Below are 25,920 nucleotides of genomic sequence, written 5' to 3'. Positions count from 1 at the left end.
GCATCATGAATCGACCTGTTTGGTTTGCAAAATAGAAGAAAGGGGGTATAATCTTACCCATGGAACCTTTACTCATATTTAAAGCTTTGTCTAACGAGACACGCAGGCAGATACTGTCATGGCTCAAAGATCCGGAGCAGCATTTCCCACCTCTGGAATTGTCCCAACATCCGGATGCAGGGAAGAGTGGAATCTGTGTCGGAACCATTCAGATGAAGGCTGGATTGGCTCAATCCGTCATATCCAGTTATTTGCTGACTATGCTCAAAGCCGGGCTGCTGCTCTCTGAGCGCAGGGGCCAGTGGACGTATTATCGCCGCAACGAAGAAACCATTCGTCAATTTGCCGAGTATGTACAGCACGAGTTATAAGCCGGACGCCAGGACGGAAGCAAAAATGCAGCTGCAGGCGGGGATTCCGTCCGGATGTAAACGGCGAAGAACGTTATTGTAACTCCTATTTTCACGTCTTTTTACATCTATATATCTGGATATACAAAAATATAATTCACCAAAGGAGAACTTCTCATAATGACTACTGATAACCAAGTCCCATCCCATAAACAACATATTAGCGACGTGAAGCTGTCCATTCTGGATCTGGCTCCTGTCGTTGTGGGTGCCACGCCTGCCAATGCGCTCCGTAACAGTCTGGATCTGGCACAGCACGCCGAGCGTTGGGGGTATCATCGCTACTGGGTAGCTGAGCACCATAATATGCCCGGCATTGCTTCTTCTGCAACATCAGTAGTGATTGGATACCTGGCCAGTGGCACGAATACAATTCGTCTCGGTTCAGGTGGCATCATGCTGCCCAACCATGCACCACTCGTTATTGCGGAGCAGTTCGGTACACTGGAATCACTGTATCCGGGCCGTATCGATCTTGGATTGGGCCGCGCACCAGGCAGTGACCGCCGTACGTCTCTTGCACTGCGCAAAGATCTGAACAGCGGAGAAGATTTCCCGGAATTGCTGGCTGAACTTAGAGCGTACTTTGATGCATCAGCTACATCGTATCATGCACCTGTTCGTGCGGTGCCAGGTGAAGGATTGAACATCCCGATTTACCTGCTGGGCTCCAGTGATTTCAGTGCACGTTTGGCAGGGCAGCTCGGATTGCCGTTTGCTTTTGCCAGCCACTTCTCGCCCGATTATACCCGTATAGCGCTTGAAACCTATCGAAGCAGCTTCCAACCTTCCGATACACTGAAGGAGCCACACGTTATTGTGGGTGTGAATGCGGTTGTTGCGGATACGGATGAAGAAGCAGCATGGCTCGGTACAACGATGCAGCAGCAGTTCCTGAACATCATCCGCGGGACGACAGGACTGGTACAGCCACCAGCCGACATGGAAGGCAAATGGACTGACCGCGAGAAAGCCGGAGTGGAGCAAACGCTGAAAGCAGCCGTGAATGGCTCACCTGAGACGGTACGTGGACAGCTTGAATCGTTCATTGCCCAGACACAAGCGGATGAGCTTATTATTACGTCCATGATTTATGACCATCAGGCACGTCTGCATTCTTATGAATTAATTGCACAATTGGCGGGTAAGGCATAACCTTAACAGCACATGAACAAGGAATAAAATAGCTGAATCACTTACGGGTCGCCTCGCAAGAGGCGGTCCTTTTTCTCATATCAAGAACTTATCCCAATGAATATATGAGGCAGTTTTGATTTTTTAGGGTAAAATGACATTACGGTCTATTTTGAAACGGTTAAAAGAGCCGTACGTATAAACCAAGAGCATTATACATATGTTGGCTTGTACAAGTTTCTTTATTCGCATGTGCATGAGGCGTGCAGTAGGAAAGCTTATTTTTGATCATGATCAGATACATAAGAGAGGAAGACATGCCCATGGAGCAACCCCAACAACCCCGCATTTGGCCGGATCGGTTCAAGCGGTTTTTTCTGAACAATAAGTTTGTCCTATTTCTGCTCATTCTGCTGCTGGTAGGATTAAACGTGATGGTGCTAACGAAGATATCCTTTGTTCTGCATCCGATTGCGGTACTAATTAAGACGATTGTGCTGCCAATCATCCTGTCAGGTATTCTCTACTATCTGCTGAATCCGTTGGTGGATGTGATGGAAAAGTGGAAGATTAAGCGCGGATGGTCGATACTAATTCTTTATCTTGCGATCGGCGGCATTTTGACGGTTGTTGTACTGGCAGTTATTCCGGTGCTCCGCAATCAAATTATGGGACTTATCGCCAATTTCCCGATGTACAGTGAAAATGTCAGACAGCAGTTCGAGGAGCTGACGGGCAGTCAGCTGTTCAGTCAGGTCCAGGAAACGGTGAACATGAACTGGCAGGACTGGTGGGGAACCATCTCCGAGAAAGCAACAGAGATTTTGAATTCCACTTGGAACAAACTCGGCGGTTTCCTTGGAGCTTTTACCGAAACGGTATTGTCCATTGTAACGGTGCCTTTTATTCTGTTCTACCTGCTTAAGGACGGGAAGAAGCTTCCGGAGAAGATCCTGTCGTTCCTGCCTATCAAGAGCCGTACAGGTGCCATGGAGGTACTTCACGACATTAACCACCAGATCAGTTCTTTCATTCGCGGGCAAATTATCGTGAGCTTCTGTATCGGTATCCTGCTCTATATCGGTTATATGATTATTGGACTGGATTACGCACTGATTCTGGCCATTATCGCCTCCTTTACCAGCGTGGTGCCTTATTTGGGACCTGCGATCGCCATTACGCCTGCATTAATTGTGGCGCTGGTGACTTCTCCAGTGATGCTGCTGAAAATGGTGGCCGTATGGACGATTGTGCAGCTGATTGAAGGCAAGTTTATCTCCCCGCAGATCATGGGCAAAACGCTCAAAATCCATCCGATTACGATTATCTTTGTCATCCTGACATCAGGTAATCTGTTTGGTGTGGTGGGCATTCTGCTGGCCGTTCCGGGTTATGCGGTACTCAAGGTCTGTGTGTCCCACATCTTCAACTGGTTCAAGAGCCGTTCTGGTCTGTATGATCCGAATAATAACAATCTACTGTAAAGTTTACTACATGTGGAAAACGGTACCCTTAACGAAAGAGAACCCCTGTCATCGGCAACAGCCGAAAGACAGGGGTTCTCTTTGTTTGAACAGGCTGGCTTCGGCCTAGCCATGTTTAATATGCTGGAGCGTTTGCAGGAAGATCTGCTCAATATGCGTATCATCCAGGGAGTAATATACCGTCTTGCCTTCCTTGCGACGCTTGACGATCCGCATGTTGCGAAGTGAACGCAGCTGGTGTGAAATGGCCGACTGTCCCATATTAAGCAGCACCGTCAGATCATGTACACATAATTCCTTTTGCAACAGCGCATCAATAATACGTAGACGTGTTGGGTCACTGAACGCCTTGAACCAATCCGCCATCTCGGAAGAAGTCTCCCGATCAATAAGGGATGTGCGGATGGATTCTACGTCCGCTTCCGTTCCCGAGCAGGCCGCATCACATTCTGCTGGCGCTTTAACCGGTTGTTCCATTTCCTATCACCGCCTATGCTAACAACTATACGCCTATTATATCCAAAAAACGTCTAAAGCGAAATGATTACTATTAGCATATTCTGTATGTAAAATCTACATCGATCGTTGACACTACAGTTTAGGCGTGCATATAATAGGGTTAATCAAAACATATGAATGATTGCTCATATATTAATTTTAATTAGAATCATAATGCTGTTTCGTACTGCAAAGGGGAGAATTCACATGGGAACCGGTCAGGAACAGGTGAAAAGGGAACTGCTGCTGGATGGATTGGACTGCGCCAATTGTGCACTGAAGATTGAGAATGGCGTCAAGAAAATAAAGGGTATCACGGATTGCTCCGTAAATTTCGTAACTAAAACCTTGCTGGTGCATACGACTTCCGATATGGATGAGCACGTATTGGAAGAAGCGAAGCGTAAGGTCCTGCGGCTTGAGCCGCACATTCGCATCTCGGAAAAAGGGAGATCACCGCTTGGCAATCATGCTTCTGCCGGGCCGGGAGGTCACTTGAACAGCAGTGTGCATACACATGTAGGCACTGCAGCTGAAGGACATACCCACGATCATGCGGGTCATGCTCATGACCATGATCATCATGAAGGAGCGCATCACCATAACCAAAGTCATGGTGATCAGAAGCATGCGCATGATCATGATGCGCATGCCGGGCACTCGCACGAGCATGGTGCTGGACAGACGAAAGTGCTGCTTGCCCGGCTTGCTGCCGGCTCCGCACTACTTGCTGCGGCCATCTGGTCCCCGCTGGACGGATGGGCACAGCTTGCACTCTATGTAGTCGCCTATCTGATCGCAGGAGGAGACATCGTCCTCCAGGCATTCAAAAATATCATTCGCGGCCAGGTATTCGACGAGTACTTCCTGATGTCGGTTGCGACGATTGGTGCTTTTGCCATTGGTGAGTATCCAGAAGGGGTAGCAGTCATGCTCTTTTATCAGCTTGGGGAGCTGTTTCAGGGTATGGCGGTTAACCGCTCACGCAGGTCGATCCAGTCGCTTATGGATATTCGTCCGGACTATGCCAATATTCTGATCGGTTCCGGCGATGAGACCAAGCGTGTCTCTCCAGAAGATGTGCGTATTGGTGATCGCATCGTTGTCCGAGCGGGTGAGAAGGTTCCGCTTGATGGAATTGTGAAGGCAGGACATTCCATGGTGGACACGTCTACTCTGACAGGAGAATCCGTACCTCGTGAATTGGAGCCTGGAAGTGATGTACTCAGTGGTTTTGTGAATAAGAATGGTATGCTGACGATTGAAGTGACCAAAACCTTCGGAGAATCGACAGTATCCAAGATTCTGGATCTGGTACAGAATGCCAGCAGCCGCAAAGCGAAGACCGAACATTTTATCAGTAAATTTGCCCGTTACTACACGCCGGTCGTCGTTATTCTTGCAGCGTTGATTGCGTTCGTTCCACCGCTCGTGCTTAGTGGTGCAGCATTCGCCGATTGGATCTATCGTGCACTGGTCTTTCTGGTCATCTCCTGTCCATGCGCACTGGTGGTTTCCATTCCACTCGGATTCTTCGGCGGGATTGGGGCTGCTTCCCGTAACGGGATTCTCGTGAAAGGCAGCAACTACCTTGAAGCATTGAATGATGTGAAAGTAGTTGTTTTTGATAAAACGGGTACATTAACCAAAGGTGTGTTCAACGTAACGGCTATTCGTCCGGAAGGTGGACGCTCAGAAGATGAATTGATGGAACTCTCAGCAATTGCGGAAGCCCATTCAAATCACCCGATCGCCGAATCCATTCGCGCAGCTTGGGCCAAAGATATTCGTACACAAGGTGTTGAAGGGTACGACGAAGTTGCCGGGCACGGGATCAGAGTCCGTGTGGATGGGCGTGAAGTGCTGGCAGGTAACGCCAAACTGATGGAGCAGGCGGGTCTTCTCTACACCAAGCCAGAAACGATAGGAACAGTGGTACACGTTGCCGAAGCAGGTGTATATGCCGGTCATCTGATCATTACGGATGAAGTGAAGGATGATGCTGCAGCAGCCATACAGGCACTGAAGAAACTTGGCATCCGCAAAACGGTCATGCTCACAGGCGATGCCAAAGCCGTTGGTGAAGCCGTAGGTCGTGAGCTGGGAGTGGATGAGGTATATGCTGAGCTTCTGCCACAGCACAAAGTCGAACGGCTGGAAGAGCTGGAAGCGGGCAAGTCTCCGAAGGAGAAAATGGTGTTTGTCGGGGACGGTATCAACGATACACCTGTACTGGCTCGCGCGGATGTCGGAGTTGCCATGGGAGGACTCGGTTCCGATGCTGCCATCGAAGCGGCAGACGTGGTCATCATGACGGATGAACCATCCAGACTGGCAAGCGCAATCCGTATTGCGAAGCGAACACGAATGATTGTCTGGCAAAATATCGGTTTTGCCTTGGGTGTTAAGGTGATCTTCCTCTTGCTGGGAGTGTTCGGCATAGCCACGATGTGGGAGGCCGTATTCTCCGATGTGGGCGTCACGGTCCTGGCCGTTCTGAACGCCATGCGGGTGCTGCGTGTGAAGAACATTTAAGTTTTCGAAACGAATGACGCGGCTCTTCGTATATACGTAGAGCCGTTTTTTTATTTTTTTGGCTGCAGGCCATGTTTACAGGGAAGTATGGAGAGAGAAGGGGAGAACAACTTGGCAGGAGCAATTGTAGGGTTAATATGCGGAGTGTGCTATTTCGTGCTGGGGTTAATGCTGTTCAAAAAACCGCCGAAAAAGATTAATGGCATATATGGTTATCGTACCCCGCGTGCAATGAGTGATCCTGATTTATGGGATGAAGCTCAGCGTTACAGCGCCAACCTGATGATGCAGTTTGGGGTTATTATTACGGTGTTTGGTGTCCTTGGATTCTGGTTTACAGATGTACAGGCACTTGTGCTCAGTCTGTTTGCAGTCGCGTTCTATACCTTCAGACTGTTTATGAAAGTGGAAGGGCGATTAAAAGAAGTGCAGCAAGCGCAGCAGCGGAAGCAAAACCAGCAAGGCGCATAGAATGTAATTCTATTGATATAAGATAAAGGTAGTAGAAGATCCGCGCAAGCGGGTCTTTTTTTATGTTCAGCGAGGTTCTTTGGATTCCTGTATGGAAAATCTAACGTTGACGTTAACGTTATAATTATATATAATTATGTACATAACAATATAGACATATCAAAGTGAGGTGAAGGAAATGAGCTTGTATAAGATCGACGACGTAGCCAAGGAATGTGGTTTGACAAAGCGTACCATCCGGTACTACGAAGAGATTGGTGTCATGCCTTCACCTCAGCGGACGGATGGTGGCACGCGGCTGTATACGAGAGAGGATATCAACTATTTGAAAAAGGTTGTCCGTGCCAAGGAAGTGCTTGGTTTCTCACTACAGGAACTGCATACGTATATTGCCACGGCTGATGTATTGAATGAGCAGCGATTTGATTACCAGCAGACAACCGAAGTGAGGGAACGGATTGAAAAACTCACCAGGATGGAGGCAACGCTGGGTGGTCAGCTTCAGCTAATTGAACAAAAGCTGCAGAGTATCCATGCCGTAAAGGCGGAGCTGGAAGAATTGCGCGAACGGGTGAAGAACGGGATTCAGCGACTACAGGCGCATGAAATTACGGAACATCCGGGAGACGGATAAGCGAGTAACCAAGAACTCAATAAAACGAAATTGTGCAAGCACCGGTGATCCGGTGTCATTTTGTGCCGTTTTGTTTCATTTTCTTTTGAAAATGGAATGAAAATTTCATGAATTACAATTAAATTTCAACTCATAAACAGGAGGTATCATGTATGAAAAGAGAACCATCATTACCTGACGAATTGCCGTCATCACGCGGAGGATTGCTGTCCCAACCAAGGGCTGTATGGGCTGTCGCCTTCGCGTGTATCATTTCGTTTATGGGACTGGGATTGGTTGACCCCATCCTGCCCGCCATTGCAGATCAGCTGCATGCATCCAAAAGCCAAGTTTCACTACTGTTTACGAGTTACAACGCTGTGACTGGGGTTGCGATGTTGATTACGGGCGTTGTATCCAGTCGGATCGGTGTCAAATGGACGCTGCTTAGCGGGATCTTACTTATCATTATTTTCTCCTTTCTGGGCGGAACCTCAGACACGGTAGGTGCACTAGTGGGTTACCGTGGTGGTTGGGGGCTAGGTAATGCCCTGTTTATCGCAACGGCGTTATCAGCCATTGTTGGTTTGTCCACTTCGGGGACAGCCAAAGCGATTATTTTGTACGAAGCTGCGCTTGGTCTGGGTATCGCTGTAGGTCCACTTCTTGGTGGTGAACTTGGCTCCATCTCATGGCGCGGCCCGTTCTATGGTGTTGCTGTTCTGATGGCAATTGCCTTTATCAGCATTACGTTTATGCTGCCCAAAATGGCAAAACCGAAAACACGCAGTTCCTTGTCCGATCCGTTTAAGGCCCTGAGTTATCCATCCCTGAAAACACTGGCGATTACTGCCTTTCTGTATAACTTTGGTTTCTTTACGTTGATGGCTTATTCACCATATGTCATGAATTTGGATGAGCACGGACTTGGTTATGTGTTCTTCGGCTGGGGTCTAATGCTTGCGATTACGTCTGTATTCGTAGCGCCAAGACTACAGCGTCGATTCGGCTCGGTTCCTTCCATGAGTGTTATGCTTACCCTGTTTGCGATCGACCTTGTTGTTATGGCCGTGGGTACAGTGATGGGATCATCCACAACCGTCATTGTTGCCGTTATCGTTGCCGGGATATTCCTCGGTATCAACAACACATTGATTACGACGGCCGTTATGGAGGCTGCTCCTGTTGAACGTTCTGTTGCTTCGGCTGCATACAGTTTCGTACGTTTCCTAGGCGGTGCGTTGGCACCGTGGCTTGCAGGTAAGTTGTCGGAATGGTTCCTGCCGGAAACACCGTTTTATTTTGGCGCATTGATGGTACTGGTCGGTGTCGTGGTTCTGCTTGTACGCCGAAGACATCTGCGTGATATCGATGCAGCAATTACACATTAATGGATGGAGGAATTGAAATGCTGGAACGAATCGTAGTGGCTGTCGATGGGTCGGATCATGCTCATAAGGCGTTAGAAACAGCTGTTGAATTAGCTGAAAGTTTGAAGCATCCCGCCAGGTTAATTATCGTGCATGTGAATCCTTCCGTAACGCTGAATGAGCCAGCTCTGGGAGTAGATCTGGAAGAACGAATTGCAGACGAAGGGCAGCTTATTATTGCACCGGTAGAACAGCTGTTGTCGGGACACTCCATCCCCTATGAGACGCTGCTGATAGCGGGGGACCCGATAAACGAGATCTGCCGGGTGTCGCGCGAGAGAGAGTGCAACCTCATTGTAATGGGTACGGGCGGCAAAAGCATGCTGGCGGAAATCGTTGTTGGCAGTGTCAGCCACGGTGTATTGAAGCATGCAGAATGCCCGGTATTAACGGTTAAATAGGACTCTGCCGTAATTGGGGCTGGGTTGAAGATATACCTGTGGTGTATAAATAGATGAAGGATAACTGCGATCACAAGGTTGTTCTGTCATGGACTTGACCGCTGTAACTTCCATTGGTCAAAGCTTGCAGCAATTATGGATGGATTGGAGGACTCAATAATGAAAAAACAACATCTGTTTATCGGTGGTAGACCCACAGAATCAGTAAAATATAAGGCACTTCAGGCACCGTATTCCGGAGAAACATTGGCTGAAGTGTCTACCGCTTCGGCGGAGGAAGCTGAAGCAGCCATAACGTCTGCCGTTCAGGCCGGCAAAGAGATGCGCTTCATGCCTGCCCACAAGCGTGCAGACATTCTCTACAAACTCTCCGTCCTGCTGGAAGAGCGGAAGGAAGAGGCGGCACGAGTGATTGCACTGGAAGCGGCCAAGCCGATCACGGCTGCCCTTGCGGAAGTGGATCGTACCGTGGAAACGTACCGTTTTGCCGCAGAAGAAGCGAAACGGTTGACCGGAGAGACAGTCCCACTGGATGCAGCCAAGGGTGGAGAAGGACGTATCGGATATACCATGCGCCAGCCTCTGGGTGTCATCGGGGCGATTACTCCGTTTAATTTTCCTATGAATCTGGTTGCACACAAGGTTGGACCTGCGCTGGCTGCAGGCAATACCATTGTTCTGAAACCGGCTGAGCAGACACCGTTGTCTGCCTACTATATCGCGAACTTGCTCCAGGAAGCCGGATTGCCGGATGGTGCATTGAACGTGGTAAGCGGGGACGGGAAAACGATTGGGGATGTGCTCGTAGCCGACCCGCGCGTAGCCCATATTACATTCACGGGCAGTCCGGCGGTGGGTACAAGCATTCGCAGTCAGGCGGGATTGAAACGGGTGACGCTGGAACTTGGATCGAATGCAGCTGTCATTGTGGATCAGGATGCGGATCTGGACAAAGTGGTGCCAAGATGCGTGACCGGCGCATTTACGTATCAGGGGCAGGTATGTATTTCATTGCAACGGATATATGTACACCGTGCCATTGCGGACGAGTTTATACGCCGCTTCGCCGAAGCTGCACAGCAGGTTGTCACAGGGGATCCGCTGAACCCGGATACGGTTGTTTCGGCACTTATTACAGCCAAAGACGTACAGCGGACACTGGATTGGATCGACGAAGCAAAACAGGCAGGAGCTACGGTGGCAGCAGGAGGAGAGGCAGAAGGAGGCGTGCTGCGCCCAACCGTGCTCGTTAACGTGCCGCGTAATGCCAAGGTGTCGTGCCAGGAAGTCTTTGCACCGATTGTTGTGATTAACACCGTGGATTCGGCCCAAGAAGGCATTGAGTGCGTGAATGATTCCATCTATGGACTGCAGGCAGGTATATTCACGAACAATATTCACACTGCACTGCATGCAGCTGACCATATCGAAGCCGGAGGCGTAATGATTAACGACATTCCAACGTTCCGGGTCGATCACATGCCTTATGGTGGTGTGAAGCAGAGTGGTATGGGACGTGAAGGCATCAAATATGCAGTTGAGGAAATGACCGAACTCAAGTTTGTCATGTTCAATAAAAATTAACGATGTTCCCCAAGGCAGACTGATGTCTGGTCTGCCTATGATAGAGTAATTAGAGAGCCTTGCACCTAATGATCATTGGTGTAGGGCTCTTTCCTTCTATAGATCAGATAACTTGGTGAAAACCCTTCAATTTCCCTCCTGACTCCCGGTTCACATTTGATCAGAAGGGTATAAATATTTTACATACCGCAAAACAGTCGACTAATCGTTGTTTAAAACTTGTAACTAACTTAATTAACATAAAAAGCAGTATGGGAAATTCTGAATCATAATTGGAGTGCAGACAGGAGGTGTTGCGAATGGCGTATACCATGGCGGACGTATCCGGCATGTCCGGTATAAGTCTGAATGAATTGAGCGAATATGTAAAATCCGGTTGGCTAACACCTGCATTCGCAGGTAGAAACCAGAATGAAGTTTATTATGAGAAACCGGAGCTGTTGAAACTCCAGCAGATTCTGTTCTGCAAGGAGCTGGGGGTTGAGCAGGAAGAGATCGGCTCCATGCTGCAGGAGGATCATCAAGATATCATTCATATGATGCAGCAGCAGCGCATACAGCTGCTGGAAAAGGCTTTGCATTTGCATGGTTTGATCCAGACGCTGGACCAAACGATTTCCCATTTGCAGGGAGAGCAGGAGCTTGAGGTTCGTGAGTTGTATCAGGGCTTTGTCAAAAAAGGACATCACAGCATGCTGCCGGAGTCACCGGAGTTCCCGGACCGTGATTCGGTCGTAACGCATGGCTGGCATCCAGTAGAATCTGAATCAGCAATGTCTTATGACGGGGAACTCAAAACCAAAGAAGATTACCTGGATTCCCAGGAGAAAATAGACCGAATTAACCGGGATTTGCAGCAGGCGATTGAAGATGGCCTGACACCTGAAAGTCCGGAAGTTCAGCATATTATTGGCAGACATCTGGAATGGATCAAGGATTACTACACGCCTACTGCCGAGATCTATCGGGATTTGGGCAATCTGTATGTGGAACATCGAAATTTCCGCCAAATGTACGATGGGTACCATCCGAAGCTTGCCGAATTTTTGCGAGACGGCATGTTGATCAAAGCGGAACAGGAATTGACCTAAATGCATAGAGTAACCATGGGCGAGCAGAACATGGATGTATAAGGCATAAACCAAAAGCACAGACCTCTGGTGGTCTGTGCTTTTGGTTATCTTGGGTACGTATCTACTGTAACGTCCTGCTTATTATGGTACGAGGACCATTGGCAGAACCGTGTTTACAGCTGCTCCGTGAGCAGTTTGACGGCCTGTTCCAAGAAGATGCGGTCTTCGTCGTCGAAACGGTTTTTAATGGGGCTATCGATGTCGAGCACCCCATACAATTCGCCGTCTTTGATGATGGGCACGACAATCTCGCTGTTCGATGCGGCATCACAGGCGATATGACCTGGGAAGGCATGAACATCGTCTACAACGAGTGTACGTCGTTCCGCAGCAGAAGTGCCGCATACCCCGCGTCCAAGCGGAATACGAATGCAGGCTGGCAGCCCTTGGAACGGACCTAGAACAAGTTCTTTTCCATCATACAGGTAGAATCCGACCCAATTGGTATCGGTCAGAAATACATTGAGCAGCGCCGCAGCGTTTGCCAGATTGGCAATGGCGCTTGGTTCATCGCGGATCAGAGCGCTTAACTGTCCCAGGACGGCGGTGTGCTGCTCGCTTCGTGTTCCTTCATAGGAAACAGCTTGAAACATGTTGAATCACCCTCCCGAGCAAAAATGGTACTTATTTTCAAGATAGTGCAGTGCATGCCTTTAGTCAAGCGGAGGATTTCGGTAGAGTTTCGATTAAGAAGGAGAAACCCCTGTAAATTCATCCTGTTTCTCAGCTTCTCGTGCGGGGTAATTACTTAGCAATCACGGAGGGCTATAACCCTGGAAGGAGTTTGGATTATGCACGCAGAGGTACAGAATCTTTTTGTACGGATTCATCTTCTATATTTGGCCCAAAATCAGGATTTAACCGTTGGTGACGCACTGCCTCTATTGGAAGAACGCGGCTATCGCGTTGGCGAGCGGGAGATCAAGCAGGAGCTTGAGCATCTCACCCAGGAGAACTTCCTGACTGCCCATGGCGACCAGTGGAGCCTGACCGGGACAGGCATTGAAGAGTATAAGGAAATTACGGCCGTGCTGGGCCGGGTCAGCGAAGAGCTGCTGGCAGCGGATAAGAAGGCTTCTACCGCCTGAGATGATTCTTTGGCAGGACAGGCTGATGCCAGACATGCTCGATTGAATCATTTGTACAACAAGACCGGGACCCTTGCGGCCCGGTTTTTTTGATGTCAAACCCATGACTGAACGGTTGCCATTCGGCGCAGGTTATGTTTAGATGACTATTGAATCTTATGGTCTGCAGAGATGGATCGGATCGGAGTGTCTTTTCATGTATAAATCCAAAGGGAGAATTCCCGAACTTGAGACAGCACGTCTTCGTCTGCGCAAAATGCGCCGCCGGGATGCGGCTCAGATGTTCGCATACTGGTCAGACCGGGAGGTGACCCGCTATATGAATCTGGCACCGATGATCGGGACAAGCGAAGCTGCGGATATGATTGGATTGCTTAACCATATGGCAGGGGAAGAGGAGGCGATTCGCTGGGGCATCGAACTTAAGGAGACGGGCCGTCTTATCGGAAGCTGTGGATACAATACCTGGCAGCTTGAAGGCGCATTCCGCGGGGAGATCGGTTACGAGCTGGGGCGTGACTACTGGCGGCATGGTTATATGACCGAAGTGTTCTCGGTGATGCTGCCTTTCGGGTATGAAACCATGGGGCTTAATCGGATTGAAGCGCTAGTCGATCCACGAAACGCCGCTTCCGGAGAGTTTTTGATAAACCAAGGCTTCACGCGGGAAGGTCTGCTGCGCCAGGTACAGCATACATCTACAGGATATAAGGATATGGTGATGTATTCACTGCTGTACGATGAGTGGCTGCGCAAGCATAGTAAATAAACAGAGAACAAAGAGAGAAGGGTTTGTGTGAATACAACCGGAGGCTTGAAACGCAGTTTCATCTTGGCGGGATTGTTGCTGGCAACCTTTTTGTCGGCGATTGAAGGAACGGTCATTGGTCCGGCGGGGCCAACCATTGTCAGTGAGCTGGGAAGTGTGCAGCTGCTTAGCTGGATCTTTACCGCATATCTGCTAACGATGGCTGTCAGCACGCCGATTTTTGGTAAAATCAGTGATCTTTACGGCCGAAAGCCCGTGTTCCTGATTGGCTGTGCACTGTTTTTACTCGGTTCATTGCTTTGCTGTTTCTCACAGAACATGGAGCAGTTGATTATTTTTCGAGCGATTCAGGGGATTGGGGCAGGAGCGGTTGTGCCTGTCACGTTTACGATTATTGGAGACATTTACCGGATTGAAGAACGAGGCAAGATTCAGGGCTGGATCAGTTCGGTGTGGGGCATATCTTCCCTGGCAGGACCGCTGCTTGGTGGTTACTTTGTCGATAATCTCGGATGGCAGTGGATTTTTGGATTCAACGTGCCATTTGGCTTGCTTGCCATGTGGTTCGTATTTCGTTATTTGAAGGAAGACATCTCACCTCGTACCGCCAAAATTGACTACGTTGGTGCGCTGACCTTCACGGTAGGCATAACGGCATTACTCTTTGTGTTGTCAGCAGGCGGGCAGTATTATGCCTGGAGCTCTCCGCTCATTTTGGGACTGAGTGCAGTGGCCGTCGTGTTTATGATCTTATTCTTCATCGTTGAGAAAAGAGCTCAGGCGCCGATGGTTCCACTGCATCTGTTCCGTATTCGGGACATCCGTGTGGCGAATATTGCGGGACTGCTAACCAGTACGTTGATGATCGGCTTAACCAGTTATTTGCCACTATGGGTGCAGGGTGTCCGTGGAGGCAATGCCACTGAATCCGGACTGCTGCTCGCGCCGATGTCCGTAGGCTGGTTAATCGGAAGTGTGCTGGCGGGTCGTCTCCTGATGAAGATCGGGTCACGTCTGACTGCACTCATCGGATTGACCGGAATCGCGATCGGCTCGGGAGGGCTTTTCCTGGTAGGTGGAACATCCCCACAGGCCGTGCTGTTTATTTTGACCTTTATTTATGGGCTTGGCTTTGGCTTTGCGTTTACGATATTCACCATCATTGCACAGTCCTCTGTGGGATATCAGGAACGCGGATCTTCAACGTCACTGCATACGTTCATGCGCACTCTGGGACAAACGATTGGCGCGGCTGTTTTTGGCACATGGCTGAACTACCGGATATCCAGGTTATCCAGTGAACAGCATCTGGCCGATGCCGGCATTTCCGAACGTGATCTGAATGAGCTGCTCGCACCACATACGGACGCTGCCCTGTCCGATGACAAATGGGCACTGCTTCGGAATGTGCTGGAAGGCAGTCTGCATTCCCTGTTTGTCATCATGTTCGTCATCGCGATCGTATCCTGGTTAACGACATTAGCATTACGCAAACGTTTAATCGTGCCTGAAGAGGCAGAGGCAGGGGCAGAAATACCGAAACAGGCCAAGGTTGCCGGGAAGTGATTGTCAAACCCATACGGTACATAAAACCGATACTTTGTTGATTAGCACAAACGAGATAAAGCATTGATTTTCACAAGAAGGCAGCTGTGATCAGCTGCTTTTTTTGTTGGTTCTAAATGGAAATTTGATATAATTTACGGTAGGTTTTTAATTTTTCGCCGTACCAGATGGACTTATCTGATATGAATGGGGCTGAGGTGTATTGAATAATTCAAGGACTGAATCTAATTGGTACATGCCATTTTCCATTAAATTATTTGCAGCCTTGCTGACCGTCATAACCATTTCTTTGTACGTTGGGATTTCAAGATTGGTGACGTTGGCGGAACGAGCAGAAGATACATATTACTATCCTTTTTGGTATATATGGATCATAAGCTTGCTAATCATTGCAGCCATGATGCTATTCCTCATTCTGCCTCTCTCCCTATTCGTCGATCGTGTGCTTGCTTCAACAAAAATGAAGGGTCCAGCAACAAGATTGATTTATGTAATTGTGGCTTATCTCCTGTTGGGGATAGGATGTGGTTTTCTATTTGCGATCTTTGTATTCAGGATGGATGCTTTTCAGCATACCGGGCAGTATTCATATGTACTGATCATTACGTTTGTTTATCTGTTATGGCAATTCATTTTGAAATGGATCAGCAAGCCGAGGAAGCGCGTAAGTTAATAAATAATTCAACAACAATAACCGGTTACGCCGCAGAATGGCGAAACCGGTTATTTTATTTATCTCTATTCATCCGGGTTATTTCTTCAACCATTAGCGGATAGACGGTCTGCGCCAAGCGCAAGCCTTTCCAACAACTCAGACAGCAATGTCTTGTCACCCTCGCTCAGACCACTGACTGCACGATCGATCTTGTGTGCATACCCTGGATAAATATCATCCATGGTCCGGTGACCTTCCTCTGTCAGTTCCACAAATATAATCCGTCTGTCCTGCGGACAGTGTTTGCGATGTAAAAGCCCTCTTTGCTCCAGCTTATCAATGACATAGGTTACGTTCCCGCTCTGCAGCAGAAGTTGTGCGCCTACCTGTTGAATCGGCTGTGCTCCTTTCATATACAGTACTTCCAGCACCCCGTATGCAGTAGGGTTGAAGCCGTGCACTTTGCTACCGGATACAGCGTGTTCATTCACGCTCTTGAATGTTTTGGCCAAGGTGCGGTACAGATGAAGTGAACGTTCGGTTCCGATTTCTTGTAATTCCAGCATGCTGATCCCGCCTTTTCAGTTTAGTGATATAAGTTGAAATAATAAGGTTACTATCTACCACTACGATGACAGAACAACCCTCCAATCACTGATATCCCCAGATTTTTTTGAATCTTTTTCAAAGATAAAATCCGGTAATAAAGGTGAACGCGTTGCTTTTCCAGGTTTTTTCTGTCCTCTTCGTTACGATTAACATGTAAACGATATATTCAACTTATATAGGGTTGAGTAGGTTACATTTGACGATTCAGATTGTCGCCATGTCCCTATTGTAAGCTTCTGTTTCCACGAAAAACATGCGATATGTCACAAGATCTGCATTTTTAGCATTTAAAATTTAAGCATTCGTCCTTCTCCATGGTAACCTGCACCTGAGAAAGTTCATCCTTCGGATGTTGGCTCTTCTCCGTCTCTGGAAGGAGGTTGGAATAAGTATCCATTTATATAATTAAAGCCATATCAACATTCCGGCAAGTGGAGGAGAAGCGAAAATGGAAATGACAATGACAATGAAGGGACAACGCGGGCTGAAGCATAACCGTCCATTTGTAACACTGATGGTGGCGCAGGCCATCTCCAATCTGGGCGACTGGCTGCATTTGTTGGCAATCTTGACGTTGGTGGGAATACGTTGGAATGCTACGCCGTGGGAAATTACGTTTACTACACTTTGTGCGGCATTGCCTGTGCTGATAACAGGGCCGTTTGCAGGTGCGCTGGCAGATCGGATGAATCGGAAATGGTTGATGATCGCAGCGGACGGTGCACGAGTCGTGATTGTTGCCGGGTTCATTTTTGCCGATCAGATCTGGCATGTATACGTATTGCTTATTCTCAAATCGTTATTCGACGTCGTATTCTCACCCGCCAAGAACGGGAAGTTGAAGGAATTCGTGCCGCATGTGCAACTGGCTCAAGCCGTTTCCATCAGCTCGGTGATCGAACAGATGTCCAAAATTATAGGTCCTGCGCTTGGCGGATTGCTGGTTGCAGCCTTTGGGATTACCTGGTGTTTTATTCTGGATTCAGCCTCGTTTCTCATCTCGGGTATTATTTTGCTGTGGATTCCGGGTAAGCGGGTGATCCAAACTGCAAGACCGTCTGTACAAGAAAGTAAGGGAGAAGAAATAGGGGGCATTTCATCCCGAGAAAAAGGTGCCTTTTTGAAGGATACGCTGGAAGGCGTTCGTATGCTCGCTTCACTTCCACAGGTAGGCTCTTCTCTCATTTTGCTGGCATCCGCCATTCTGTTCCTGCAATTTGCTGATTCCCAGACCGTTGTCCTGTTCAGACAGCTGCCTGGAATTTCGAGTGATCTGCTGGGGTGGTGCGTTGGTGCCAGTGGGGTTGGAACGTTAATTGCAGCCATGAGTGTGAGGAAGTGGAAAAGAGCAGGACATGTACTGAAGATGGGGGTGGGAACATCGATAACGGGGCTTGTCATTGGTGCAGCAGGAGCCGTTGTTGGCGTATGGCCGCATGCTGGTCTGGGTGCCAACCTGCTGCTGATATCGATGTTTGCCCTGGCAGGAATCGGAATTGGGTTCGCCGTGGTGCCTTTTCAAATTTTGCTGCAGGAACAAACTCCTGAAGGAATGACCGGGCGTGTATTTGGGACTGTTGGCAGCGTCATGACAGCAAGCAATATTATGGGTCCTGTTGTAGGGGGATTTCTGGTCACGTCGTTTGGTGTTATCCCTGCCTTTGTATGTTCAGGCATTTTGATGACACTTCTGGGATTGGTCTATGTATTAAAACGCAGATCGAAAATGATGGATGCAACGGTGGCGAGTGAGGCAGTGGCTGTAAGCGAATAGCATCATTTGGTATGAGATTACCACTGGATAATCATGAAAAAGCAGGGCTTCGGAACCCTGCTTTTTTTGTGTGTTTAGAGGTTTTTCATTTTCTACCTCTAATTCATTAAAGATGCTCAAAATGATCAAATACAAAGCTAATACCTCCATTACAATAATGGAGAACACACTGGACAAGTCATTAACCGGGGAGTGAAGGTCATGAAGATCGATATGGAAGAGTCAGCATCGAAGCAGTCCATACTGGACGTACATATAGCAGAGGCAGGATATGAAGCAGGCAAGTCGACGATACAAAACATTCAAATCCAGGTGTATCCAGGAGAACTGGTAGGTATTATTGGTCCAAACGGTGCAGGCAAAAGCACGACCATCAAAACGATGCTTGGCTTGCTGGAGTTCGCCGAGTTTGAGATAGCGATTGGAGGAGAGGGCAGATATGCCTATATTCCGGAGCAGCCTGTCTTTTATGAATATATGACTCTATGGGAGCATCTTGACCTTGCTGCCGCCGCGTACGAAATGGAGGAGGGGGAGTTTGTTGCGAGAGCGGAGGAATTGCTGGTTCGTTTCGGCATGGATCATGTACGCGACGATCTTCCAGGCAGTTTTTCCAAAGGCATGCGTCAGAAAATGATGCTGATGATCGGCTTCTTGGCCTCACCTGATGTATATATTGTAGACGAGCCTTTTATTGGGCTGGATCCGCGCGCAACCAAGGACTTTCTGCAATTACTCGATGAGGAACGTCGTCGCGGGGCGGGAGTGTTAATGTCCACGCATGTACTCGACACAGCGGAGCGTATCTGTGACCGATTTATACTGATTGCAGCGGGCAGATCGGCCGCTGAAGGCACGCTGGATGAGATTCGCGCTGTCGCCGGGCAGCCGGAGTTATCCTTATTCGACTGTTTTGATATACTGACATCCTAGTCAGGGAGGTGAAAAAAGGATGGAACATTCCGAGCGATATACACCAATTCGTTTATATAGACGCAGGCAACGAGAGCATTTTAATGGACAGTTAAAGAATCTGAAATTGGCAGTGGATTGGACGGTATGGGTGTATTTGCTGGTTCCTGGACTGCTGTATCTGATCGGGTGGTATTCGAGTTTAAGGACCAAACCGCTGCCAACATGGGCGATTGAACTAACCGTGCCTATCCTGACAGGGGTGATCGATATCGTTATGCTTTCAGGCGGTGTATTGCTCTTTGTGGAAGAAGCCGACATGCTTTTTCTTAAATCGAGACCGCTATGGATGCGGACCTTAATGAAGCAAGGGCTTATCCGGGCTTGTTTACTGCATTTGGGCAAAATGATTGTGATTACGGCGTTGACCGCACCTCTGTGGTCTCGTGTTTATGGCATGTCGTTTACACCGATCGCGCTCCTTGCACTCTGGTTTGGTATAGTTGCTTCATGTCAGGCGATAGCTCTGCACATCATAAAGGTGCGATATACCGGATGGAGGCGCTGGATTCAATTCATCTCTGCTGCGATTGCCATGGGATTTGTTACGATCCGTACAACGTCTTGGATGGATGGAGAGATCTGGAGACAGCTTGCTGGAATATTTGTGGGAATCCTTTTACTTCTCACGTTGGTCCAGATGAGGCTGTGGATGAAGGGGACGTTTGAGGGGGATGTACGGGAGGATTTACGAGGCAGATTGAAGATGACAGCGTTTTTGTTAAGTCAGTCCGTATCCAAGCCGAAGGTACCCCGTACAAAAACAGTCATTTTTCGAAAAAGGCGCAGGCTTCTGCGCAATCGTTCCATTTCTAACCGGACAGCCGAAACGGCTTATAAAGCCTTTTTTCGTGACTCGTCTACAATGAAACTGTATTTGCAGCTGGGTAGTCTCTCCACAGCAGCAGTCATGCTTCCCCCTTTTCCCGTCAATGTCATCGTGTGCTGCTTGCTGATCATTATGCTGACCTTGCTGTTTTATCGCTCATGGGATGTTTTTGCGACATCAGACTATGTGCAGCTCCTATCCTATGACCCTGCTGCTCTGCACCGTGCAGGATTGATGATGGTTCGGATGCTGTTCATCCCGCTGGGCCTTCTTATGGGTCTCGCTTTAGGAATAACCTGGCTCGGCTGGCTGGCAAGTGTCGTTGTTGCGGCAGCTGTCGTGGCCTTCGGACTCTTTTGCCTTTCCGTCGGAGGGTGGATTCGATTGACCCGTTTAAGTTAAAGTATTTTCTTCCAAAAGCAATCGCATATCGTCTCGCATAAGTGACCATGCTATAGGAGACAGGTCTCATGTATAGAAGATGAGATCAACTGCAGCGAGGAGGAAGAGAACAAATGATGGACGATAGTGAACTTCAGGTACATTTTTCAGACCATTCAGCATTGCTTGCGGCCGAGGCCACGTTGAAGGAGCTTGGATATAAGCCGTATCAATCGGGGCCGCTGGAATTATACATTCCTACCGATCGCCAAGATGTACAGTCTGCGGTGGAGATTGTGCAGTCACACGGAGGAAGCGCCGCGTTCCTGGCTGAAACAGGCGGGTTTGATCAATTTCAGGATATATCCATTCCAGCCCATATCGTGAATGAGGATTGGCAAGAAGGTTACGCGAATGGAAGTCAGGGCGGCGGTCTTCAACAAGGATTGCATAATCGGGACGATGACCCGACCTTTGACGATTCAGTCGATGGATTTTCCGGCAGTGTGAAAGCATAATTTAAAATGAATAACCAAAAAAACCTCGAGTTCCACATCATGTGGGCACCTCGAGGTTTTTAACTATGTCCTGTCTATTTACCTATACTACTGGTGCTTTTATATTCTGCAGCATGCATGCCAGCCGTGTATCCGGTAGAGAATGCAGCAGTAATGTTATATCCCCCAGTGTAGCCGTGAATGTCCAAGACCTCGCCGCAAAAGAATAGCCCGGGCAATAGCTTGGATTCCATTGTTTTTGGGTATATTTCCTTTAAGTGCACACCTCCGCCAGTGACGAAGGCCTCCTTAAGAGAACGCGTGCCATCCACGCGGAAAGTAAAAGCCTTCATTAGCCCGCATAATGTGCTGAGCATGCCTTTAGGGAAGTGGTGGAACGTTAGGTCTTCACTAATCTCGGCACGTTTCATTAGTAATGGAATCATGCGTTCAGGTACCCATGTTTTCAGAATGTTTTTAACCGCCTTGCGTGATTCCTCTTCAAGGACCTGCTGAACCTGTCTTTCCAGTGCAGCTGGAGTCAGTTCAGGGAACAAATCAATGCTCATCATGACCTGAGGGCTGCCGGATTTCATTTGTACCTTACGAATGAACTGGCTGCAGCGGAGGGCGATGGGCCCCGATACACCAAAATGCGTAAAGATCATGTCACCGCGATGCGAAATCACAGTCTTGCCTTTGGCATCCAGTACAGATAACCCCACTTCCCGCAAAGACAGCCCCTGAAGTTCTCTGGATTGGATCCAGCTCTCACCGGAAACAATGGGCACCTCCGTCGGGTAAAGCTCCGTAATAGTATGTCCGGCTGATTCAGCCCAAGGATAGCCATCTCCGGTTGAACCGGTTTGAGGTACGGATTTGCCTCCGGTAGCTACAATAACTGCATGGGCTTCGACGGTTTTTCCCGAGGCGAGTTTGACGCCCTGAACGTGCTGTCCATCATGAATCAGCTGCTTGACAGGCTCTTTGGTACGAATCTCCACACCCAGGGAAACCACCTTGCCTACCAGAGCATCAACCACCGTTTTGGCTTTGTCTGTAACGGGAAACATTCTTCCATTGTCTTCTTCCTTCAGGGCGATACCCAGGTTTTCAAAAAAACGCATGATCCCCTGATTGTCCAGGTTCTGAAATGAACTATATAAGAAACGCCCATTACCGGGAATATGCCTGATCAATTCATCTGTCTCTTTGGCATTGGTCACATTGCAGCGACCACCGCCGGAAATTCCGAGCTTGCGGCCAAGTTGATCTCCCTTATCCAGCAGAAGCACAGAGGCTCCATGTTCGGCAGCGGCAACGCAGGCCATTAATCCTGCGGAACCCCCACCAATTACAATGACATCATACATATATTATTTCCCTCTTTTTCAATTGATTTTGTCTGTTTATTGTTTTTAATTGAACCTTGGTAAAAAATTGAATAAACCATATATAGATTCCATAGAATGCTAATTTCTATATATGGTACACGTGGACGCTAAAAATCGAATTATGCAGGATTATAGGATAAATGGTACACATTTTTGACCATTTATGATGAACCAACTGTTCTATTATGCGGTCTCAAGGGATATATTGTAATATACTGTCGCCTATGTTTTAATCAGAAATACATGAGGGAATGTGCGGGCGAGGAGGGAGATGGCATGGTGGTTGCGTTAAAGGACATTCTTTTACAGGTGCTGCTTGCAGGTTCTGCGGTATTCCTGATTCCCTTTTTTTATTTGGGGCTTCCCAGACAAGTTCAGGCCAAGGCAGATCGTAATGGAATGATGCTGAACAGCCTGGCAGTGACCAGTGCGGCCAGCATGCTGCTCTGTTTGCTGTTTGCCCATTATGCGAGTCCTGCGGCCATTCCCATTTCATTGGGTGTTATACCTCTTACCATCAGCATACTGTACTGCCGGCCTGTGATAGGCCTCACGCTTACCCTTCTCCATGTACTTGTTTATTTTCTTATTGCGCATCCCTATAACTTGTACGAATTTCTCCTTCAAACAGGCATTCTTCTATATCCTATTGTATGGTTGACGGCCAGACGATTCAAGCACCATACGCGTTTACGCAAAATGACGAGGGTCATCTCGTTGATCGCAGCGGAATTGATCGTATCCGCCCTGCTGTGCATTCCTTTGATGGATGGCCATTCTACGTTCTCCCTAGCTCAAGGAATTGGTATCACGATAGGGTATATCATTGGTGCTGTTCTTGCAGGCACTTTTAGTATGCTCTGGATTGAGCATATGCATCATCATCAGGGGCTTGAACAAAACCTGTCCGAAGTTCATCATCAATACATATCCGAGACGGAAAAACTTCACCAGATACTTAACGCGGTTCCATTATCCATCGCTACAGTGGACCCGGATGGAACCGTTCAGTTTGTCAATGATACCATGGAACAAACGGCAAGAAATCAACTGCCCTGCACGACCACTTCCAATCTGATCGGTCTCCCGGCCAGCCAGTTTGTCGAACCGGGTCAGGCTGATCGATTGCAGAACAGTATACGCAAGGCTGTTGTGCATGGGGAAATTAACGGCATGACCGTACGCTATGGCTCCTATGTATTTCAGTCCCGGACCGTGCCGATTTACTCTCCTTCACAGGGAAGGTCAAGAGAGGTCACGGGGGCCATGCTCATTATTCAGGACATTACTGAGCTGGAAATGCTGCGAAGCGAGCTGGACAATGTGGATCGTCTCAGTCTGGTGGGGCAGATGGCTGCCAGCATCACCCATGAAGTGCGGAATCCGATGGCAGTTGTACGTGGTTTCCTTCAATTAATGCAAGAGAAGAGTCCCGAGTCGCTAGATCACTACTATCAGATTGTACTGGAAGAGCTGGACCGGGCAAACAGCATCATCAATGACTTTCTCTCCCTCGCCCAGAACCGAATTTCCGAAAAGGAAGAGTCCCAGCTGCATGACATTATCCATGAATTGAGTCCTTTGTTATGGGCAGATGCCAATCTGCGTGGACAGAGTATCGAACTCATGCTTGACCATAACGTGCCGAAGCTGCACCTGAATACGAAAGAAATCAAGCAGGTGGTACTCAATCTAGCTCGCAACGGTATGGAAGCCATGACAGAGAAAGGAGTTCTTACGCTCGAAACGCGGATGGTGGGTGACAAGGTTGAGCTGTGTGTACATGATACGGGTGCTGGCATACCAAGGCCGAAGCAAGAGAAGCTGTTTGAGCCTTTTTATACGACCAAAGCCAAAGGGACCGGGCTGGGTTTATCGATGTGCCGCAGCATTGTGGAACGACATAACGGAACAATTACAGTGGAGTCACAAGAAGGCGAGGGGACAACCTTCAAGGTTTCGTTCCAGCGATAAGAGCTCAGCATATTTTGCCAGAGAACAAGACATAATAATATGAAATAAGCCTTACCGCAGGCGGAGTCTGATCCTTGCTTTCATTGCTTGGGGATGTATAATAGGGATAGCACATCATTAAAATCCATGTTTTGTATGGTGGAGCAGTGATGATTGTGGAATTCCGAGGTATGTACATTTTCCCCGAAATAATAGAACAACCATTTATAAGGAGTGAAACGAATGTCGATGTCATTTGATCAATACATGAAAGATATGGTTCAACCGATGCGGGATGAGCTGACTCGCCTGGGTATTCAGGAACTGCGTACCCCTGAGGAAGTTGAAGCAAGTCTGCCGGATGCAAAAGGTACAGCACTCGTCGTGATTAACTCGGTGTGCGGATGTGCCGCAGGCCAGTGCCGTCCAGGTGTATCTCAAGCCCTTCAGCACGATATTACGCCAGATCACCTGTATACGGTATTTGCCGGACAGGACAAAGAAGCTACTGCAAAAGCACGTGAGTACTTTGCACCGTATCCTCCTTCTTCACCTTCCATCGCTCTGATGAAAGACGGTGAACTCGTTCACTTTATCGAGCGTCACCAAGTGGAAGACCGTTCTGCCGAGGAAATCGCTGCTGAGCTCACCAGTGCGTTTGACCGTTACTGCCGTTAAGCAGCTCTAATAGCGCCCCGCCCTTCGGATGACCGATGCCGGGGCGTTTCATTTTGAGTAAATAAGGTTATTGAACCATTCGGACCTTTCAAGCTGGACATCAAATTTCATTTATGTAGAAACGGGGTGTGTTGAACGATGAGTTTGCAACAACAGATCATCGCTGAGTTGAAAGTTAAGCCAAGCATTAATGAAGAAGAGGAAGTCCGCAAACGTGTTGACTTTCTGAAATCCTATGTGAAAAATTCCGGTACCAAGGGATTGCTTATTGCCATCAGTGGTGGAATTGACAGTGCAGTCGCTGCTGCGCTGTGCAAAAAGGCTACAGATGAGCTCACAGCCGAGAACAACCAGGAATACAAAACACTGGGTGTGTTCCAGCCATACGGTGAACAATCCGATATCGATCACAGCTATGCGGTTGCAAAAGCATTCGACCTGAAACATGTGGTGGAAACCAATATTGAAGATGCGGTCAATGAGATTGCGCTTGAAGTGGAACAGGGCTTCAAATCGATGGGCAGCCCGCGTCATATGACTCCACAGGGCAAAGGAAATGTGAAGGCAAGAACCCGTATGGTCATGCAATATGCACTTTCTTTTGAAGAAAACCTGCTGGTGGTAGGTACGGATCATGCTTCCGAAGCCATCACTGGCTTCTATACAAAATGGGGCGATGGAGCGGTTGACATTACACCACTAAGCAGCCTGAACAAACGTCAGGTTCGTCAGCTTGCTGCGTACCTTGGTGTGCCGAGCGAAATTTTGGACAAGGCTCCTTCGGCAGGGCTTTGGGAAGGCCAGACAGATGAACAGGAGCTGGGCATTTCCTATGAGGATAACAGCGACTATCTGGAAGGCAAACAGATCAATCCTGCTGCGCAGGAACGTCTTGAAGCATTCTATAAGCGTACTCACCACAAACGCAATGCCATCCCTGGCATCTAAAATGTGGGTGTGAAAAGTACAGGATGAATGGTTAAGCATGTTAATGAAAAAGAGTCACTGCATCAGGCAGCGACTCTTTTTGCTGTAGTTGAAAAGGTATGATATCAATCACTG

Annotated in this window: 25 protein-coding genes; 21 read left to right on the top strand and 4 right to left on the bottom strand. The window is 48.4% G+C overall.

Going from position 1 to position 25,920, the window contains the following annotated elements:
- The first annotated feature begins 59 nt into the window (after window positions 1-59).
- The 3 genes from ABGV42_RS18265 (at window position 60) to ABGV42_RS18255 (ending at window position 3,028) form a co-directional block, all read left to right on the top strand.
- A complete protein-coding gene (locus ABGV42_RS18265; RefSeq protein ID WP_347382904.1) occupies window positions 60-371 on the top strand; it encodes an ArsR/SmtB family transcription factor in 312 nt (103 codons plus the stop codon).
- A gap of 159 nt (window positions 372-530) precedes the next feature.
- Window positions 531-1,565 (top strand): LLM class flavin-dependent oxidoreductase, encoded by a 1,035-nt coding sequence (locus tag ABGV42_RS18260; protein ID WP_347382903.1) that lies wholly within the window; start codon window positions 531-533, stop codon window positions 1,563-1,565.
- 302 nt (window positions 1,566-1,867) lie between these two features.
- On the top strand, window positions 1,868-3,028 hold the full coding sequence (locus tag ABGV42_RS18255; RefSeq protein WP_347382902.1) for an AI-2E family transporter: 1,161 nt from the start codon (window positions 1,868-1,870) through the stop codon (window positions 3,026-3,028).
- A 105-nt stretch (window positions 3,029-3,133) separates the two neighbouring features.
- On the opposite strand, the gene ABGV42_RS18250 is transcribed toward ABGV42_RS18255, so the two are convergent.
- A complete protein-coding gene (locus ABGV42_RS18250; RefSeq protein WP_347382901.1) occupies window positions 3,134-3,505 on the bottom strand; it encodes an ArsR/SmtB family transcription factor in 372 nt (123 codons plus the stop codon).
- A 228-nt stretch (window positions 3,506-3,733) separates the two neighbouring features.
- On the opposite strand from ABGV42_RS18250, the gene ABGV42_RS18245 reads away from it, so the two are divergent.
- The 7 genes from ABGV42_RS18245 to ABGV42_RS18215 all read left to right on the top strand — a co-directional run bounded on the left by ABGV42_RS18245 (window position 3,734) and on the right by ABGV42_RS18215 (window position 11,651).
- Window positions 3,734-6,061, top strand: coding sequence for a heavy metal translocating P-type ATPase (locus ABGV42_RS18245; RefSeq protein ID WP_347382900.1), 2,328 nt, complete (start codon window positions 3,734-3,736; stop codon window positions 6,059-6,061).
- A 111-nt stretch (window positions 6,062-6,172) separates the two neighbouring features.
- Window positions 6,173-6,532 (top strand): SdpI family protein, encoded by a 360-nt coding sequence (locus ABGV42_RS18240; RefSeq protein WP_347382899.1) that lies wholly within the window; start codon window positions 6,173-6,175, stop codon window positions 6,530-6,532.
- Between the two features lie 178 nt (window positions 6,533-6,710).
- Window positions 6,711-7,166 carry a MerR family transcriptional regulator gene (locus tag ABGV42_RS18235; RefSeq protein WP_347382898.1) on the top strand — a complete coding sequence of 152 codons (456 nt, stop codon included), beginning with the start codon at window positions 6,711-6,713 and terminating at the stop codon, window positions 7,164-7,166.
- Window positions 7,167-7,318: 152 nt separating this feature from the next.
- On the top strand, window positions 7,319-8,536 hold the full coding sequence (locus tag ABGV42_RS18230) for an MFS transporter (RefSeq protein ID WP_347382897.1): 1,218 nt from the start codon (window positions 7,319-7,321) through the stop codon (window positions 8,534-8,536).
- A 17-nt stretch (window positions 8,537-8,553) separates the two neighbouring features.
- On the top strand, window positions 8,554-8,976 hold the full coding sequence (locus ABGV42_RS18225) for a universal stress protein (RefSeq protein ID WP_347382896.1): 423 nt from the start codon (window positions 8,554-8,556) through the stop codon (window positions 8,974-8,976).
- Window positions 8,977-9,135: 159 nt separating this feature from the next.
- On the top strand, window positions 9,136-10,560 hold the full coding sequence (locus ABGV42_RS18220) for an aldehyde dehydrogenase family protein (protein ID WP_347382895.1): 1,425 nt from the start codon (window positions 9,136-9,138) through the stop codon (window positions 10,558-10,560).
- A 299-nt stretch (window positions 10,561-10,859) separates the two neighbouring features.
- Window positions 10,860-11,651 carry a MerR family transcriptional regulator gene (locus ABGV42_RS18215; protein WP_347382894.1) on the top strand — a complete coding sequence of 264 codons (792 nt, stop codon included), beginning with the start codon at window positions 10,860-10,862 and terminating at the stop codon, window positions 11,649-11,651.
- A gap of 155 nt (window positions 11,652-11,806) precedes the next feature.
- Here ABGV42_RS18215 and ABGV42_RS18210 read toward each other — a convergent pair whose 3' ends face one another.
- The gene (locus ABGV42_RS18210; RefSeq protein ID WP_095293228.1) at window positions 11,807-12,286 is read right to left on the bottom strand and encodes a GAF domain-containing protein; all 480 of its coding nucleotides are present in this window, start codon (window positions 12,284-12,286) and stop codon (window positions 11,807-11,809) included.
- A gap of 198 nt (window positions 12,287-12,484) precedes the next feature.
- Between ABGV42_RS18210 and ABGV42_RS18205 the strand changes: the two genes are divergently transcribed.
- The 4 genes from ABGV42_RS18205 (at window position 12,485) to ABGV42_RS18190 (ending at window position 15,789) form a co-directional block, all read left to right on the top strand.
- Complete coding sequence (locus ABGV42_RS18205) at window positions 12,485-12,781, top strand: hypothetical protein (protein ID WP_347382893.1); 297 nt, start codon at window positions 12,485-12,487, stop codon at window positions 12,779-12,781.
- A 196-nt stretch (window positions 12,782-12,977) separates the two neighbouring features.
- Window positions 12,978-13,550 (top strand): GNAT family N-acetyltransferase, encoded by a 573-nt coding sequence (locus ABGV42_RS18200; RefSeq protein WP_347382892.1) that lies wholly within the window; start codon window positions 12,978-12,980, stop codon window positions 13,548-13,550.
- A 45-nt stretch (window positions 13,551-13,595) separates the two neighbouring features.
- On the top strand, window positions 13,596-15,116 hold the full coding sequence (locus ABGV42_RS18195) for an MDR family MFS transporter (protein WP_347383285.1): 1,521 nt from the start codon (window positions 13,596-13,598) through the stop codon (window positions 15,114-15,116).
- A 313-nt stretch (window positions 15,117-15,429) separates the two neighbouring features.
- Entirely contained in the window at window positions 15,430-15,789 is a 360-nt protein-coding gene (locus ABGV42_RS18190) for a hypothetical protein (protein ID WP_347382891.1), read from the top strand.
- Between the two features lie 86 nt (window positions 15,790-15,875).
- Here ABGV42_RS18190 and ABGV42_RS18185 read toward each other — a convergent pair whose 3' ends face one another.
- Complete coding sequence (locus ABGV42_RS18185; RefSeq protein ID WP_347382890.1) at window positions 15,876-16,337, bottom strand: MarR family winged helix-turn-helix transcriptional regulator; 462 nt, start codon at window positions 16,335-16,337, stop codon at window positions 15,876-15,878.
- A gap of 491 nt (window positions 16,338-16,828) precedes the next feature.
- On the opposite strand from ABGV42_RS18185, the gene ABGV42_RS18180 reads away from it, so the two are divergent.
- From ABGV42_RS18180 to ABGV42_RS18165, 4 genes are all read left to right on the top strand, one after another.
- Complete coding sequence (locus ABGV42_RS18180; protein ID WP_347382889.1) at window positions 16,829-18,154, top strand: MFS transporter; 1,326 nt, start codon at window positions 16,829-16,831, stop codon at window positions 18,152-18,154.
- A 201-nt stretch (window positions 18,155-18,355) separates the two neighbouring features.
- Window positions 18,356-19,087, top strand: coding sequence for an ABC transporter ATP-binding protein (locus ABGV42_RS18175; RefSeq protein ID WP_347382888.1), 732 nt, complete (start codon window positions 18,356-18,358; stop codon window positions 19,085-19,087).
- A 19-nt stretch (window positions 19,088-19,106) separates the two neighbouring features.
- Window positions 19,107-20,357, top strand: coding sequence for an ABC transporter permease (locus tag ABGV42_RS18170; RefSeq protein ID WP_347382887.1), 1,251 nt, complete (start codon window positions 19,107-19,109; stop codon window positions 20,355-20,357).
- A gap of 113 nt (window positions 20,358-20,470) precedes the next feature.
- Window positions 20,471-20,854, top strand: coding sequence for a hypothetical protein (locus ABGV42_RS18165; protein WP_347382886.1), 384 nt, complete (start codon window positions 20,471-20,473; stop codon window positions 20,852-20,854).
- A 74-nt stretch (window positions 20,855-20,928) separates the two neighbouring features.
- Here ABGV42_RS18165 and ABGV42_RS18160 read toward each other — a convergent pair whose 3' ends face one another.
- Window positions 20,929-22,206 carry an NAD(P)/FAD-dependent oxidoreductase gene (locus ABGV42_RS18160; RefSeq protein ID WP_347382885.1) on the bottom strand — a complete coding sequence of 426 codons (1,278 nt, stop codon included), beginning with the start codon at window positions 22,204-22,206 and terminating at the stop codon, window positions 20,929-20,931.
- 297 nt (window positions 22,207-22,503) lie between these two features.
- Here ABGV42_RS18160 and ABGV42_RS18155 point away from each other — a divergent pair, with 297 nt between their 5' ends.
- From ABGV42_RS18155 to nadE, 3 genes are all read left to right on the top strand, one after another.
- A complete protein-coding gene (locus ABGV42_RS18155; RefSeq protein WP_347382884.1) occupies window positions 22,504-24,201 on the top strand; it encodes a two-component system sensor histidine kinase NtrB in 1,698 nt (565 codons plus the stop codon).
- A gap of 222 nt (window positions 24,202-24,423) precedes the next feature.
- The gene (locus tag ABGV42_RS18150) at window positions 24,424-24,858 is read left to right on the top strand and encodes a BrxA/BrxB family bacilliredoxin (protein ID WP_347382883.1); all 435 of its coding nucleotides are present in this window, start codon (window positions 24,424-24,426) and stop codon (window positions 24,856-24,858) included.
- 138 nt (window positions 24,859-24,996) lie between these two features.
- Entirely contained in the window at window positions 24,997-25,806 is an 810-nt protein-coding gene (nadE, locus tag ABGV42_RS18145; protein ID WP_347382882.1) for an ammonia-dependent NAD(+) synthetase, read from the top strand.
- Window positions 25,807-25,920: the final 114 nt, after the last annotated feature.

The organism is Paenibacillus pabuli (assembly GCF_039831995.1).
In the GTDB taxonomy this organism is placed as follows: Bacteria; Bacillota; Bacilli; order Paenibacillales; family Paenibacillaceae; genus Paenibacillus; species Paenibacillus pabuli_C.
This window is presented reverse-complemented; position numbering and strand designations above follow the sequence as displayed.

Bases quoted from the DNA above. Each gene is read 5' to 3' on its own strand.
- ABGV42_RS18175 (WP_347382888.1), top strand. From the start codon at position 18,356: ATGAAGATCGATATGGAAGAGTCAGCATCGAAGCAGTCCATACTGGAC.
- ABGV42_RS18160 (WP_347382885.1), bottom strand. From the start codon at position 22,206: ATGTATGATGTCATTGTAATTGGTGGGGGTTCCGCAGGATTAATGGCC.
- ABGV42_RS18180 (WP_347382889.1), top strand. From the start codon at position 16,829: ATGGAAATGACAATGACAATGAAGGGACAACGCGGGCTGAAGCATAAC.
- ABGV42_RS18245 (WP_347382900.1), top strand. From the start codon at position 3,734: ATGGGAACCGGTCAGGAACAGGTGAAAAGGGAACTGCTGCTGGATGGA.
- ABGV42_RS18255 (WP_347382902.1), top strand. From the start codon at position 1,868: ATGGAGCAACCCCAACAACCCCGCATTTGGCCGGATCGGTTCAAGCGG.
- ABGV42_RS18165 (WP_347382886.1), top strand. From the start codon at position 20,471: ATGATGGACGATAGTGAACTTCAGGTACATTTTTCAGACCATTCAGCA.
- ABGV42_RS18235 (WP_347382898.1), top strand. From the start codon at position 6,711: ATGAGCTTGTATAAGATCGACGACGTAGCCAAGGAATGTGGTTTGACA.
- ABGV42_RS18210 (WP_095293228.1), bottom strand. From the start codon at position 12,286: ATGTTTCAAGCTGTTTCCTATGAAGGAACACGAAGCGAGCAGCACACC.
- ABGV42_RS18185 (WP_347382890.1), bottom strand. From the start codon at position 16,337: ATGCTGGAATTACAAGAAATCGGAACCGAACGTTCACTTCATCTGTAC.
- ABGV42_RS18150 (WP_347382883.1), top strand. From the start codon at position 24,424: ATGTCGATGTCATTTGATCAATACATGAAAGATATGGTTCAACCGATG.
- ABGV42_RS18250 (WP_347382901.1), bottom strand. From the start codon at position 3,505: ATGGAACAACCGGTTAAAGCGCCAGCAGAATGTGATGCGGCCTGCTCG.
- ABGV42_RS18205 (WP_347382893.1), top strand. From the start codon at position 12,485: ATGCACGCAGAGGTACAGAATCTTTTTGTACGGATTCATCTTCTATAT.
- ABGV42_RS18155 (WP_347382884.1), top strand. From the start codon at position 22,504: ATGGTGGTTGCGTTAAAGGACATTCTTTTACAGGTGCTGCTTGCAGGT.
- ABGV42_RS18260 (WP_347382903.1), top strand. From the start codon at position 531: ATGACTACTGATAACCAAGTCCCATCCCATAAACAACATATTAGCGAC.
- ABGV42_RS18265 (WP_347382904.1), top strand. From the start codon at position 60: ATGGAACCTTTACTCATATTTAAAGCTTTGTCTAACGAGACACGCAGG.
- ABGV42_RS18170 (WP_347382887.1), top strand. From the start codon at position 19,107: ATGGAACATTCCGAGCGATATACACCAATTCGTTTATATAGACGCAGG.
- ABGV42_RS18225 (WP_347382896.1), top strand. From the start codon at position 8,554: ATGCTGGAACGAATCGTAGTGGCTGTCGATGGGTCGGATCATGCTCAT.
- ABGV42_RS18200 (WP_347382892.1), top strand. From the start codon at position 12,978: ATGTATAAATCCAAAGGGAGAATTCCCGAACTTGAGACAGCACGTCTT.
- ABGV42_RS18215 (WP_347382894.1), top strand. From the start codon at position 10,860: ATGGCGTATACCATGGCGGACGTATCCGGCATGTCCGGTATAAGTCTG.
- ABGV42_RS18230 (WP_347382897.1), top strand. From the start codon at position 7,319: ATGAAAAGAGAACCATCATTACCTGACGAATTGCCGTCATCACGCGGA.
- nadE (WP_347382882.1), top strand. From the start codon at position 24,997: ATGAGTTTGCAACAACAGATCATCGCTGAGTTGAAAGTTAAGCCAAGC.
- ABGV42_RS18220 (WP_347382895.1), top strand. From the start codon at position 9,136: ATGAAAAAACAACATCTGTTTATCGGTGGTAGACCCACAGAATCAGTA.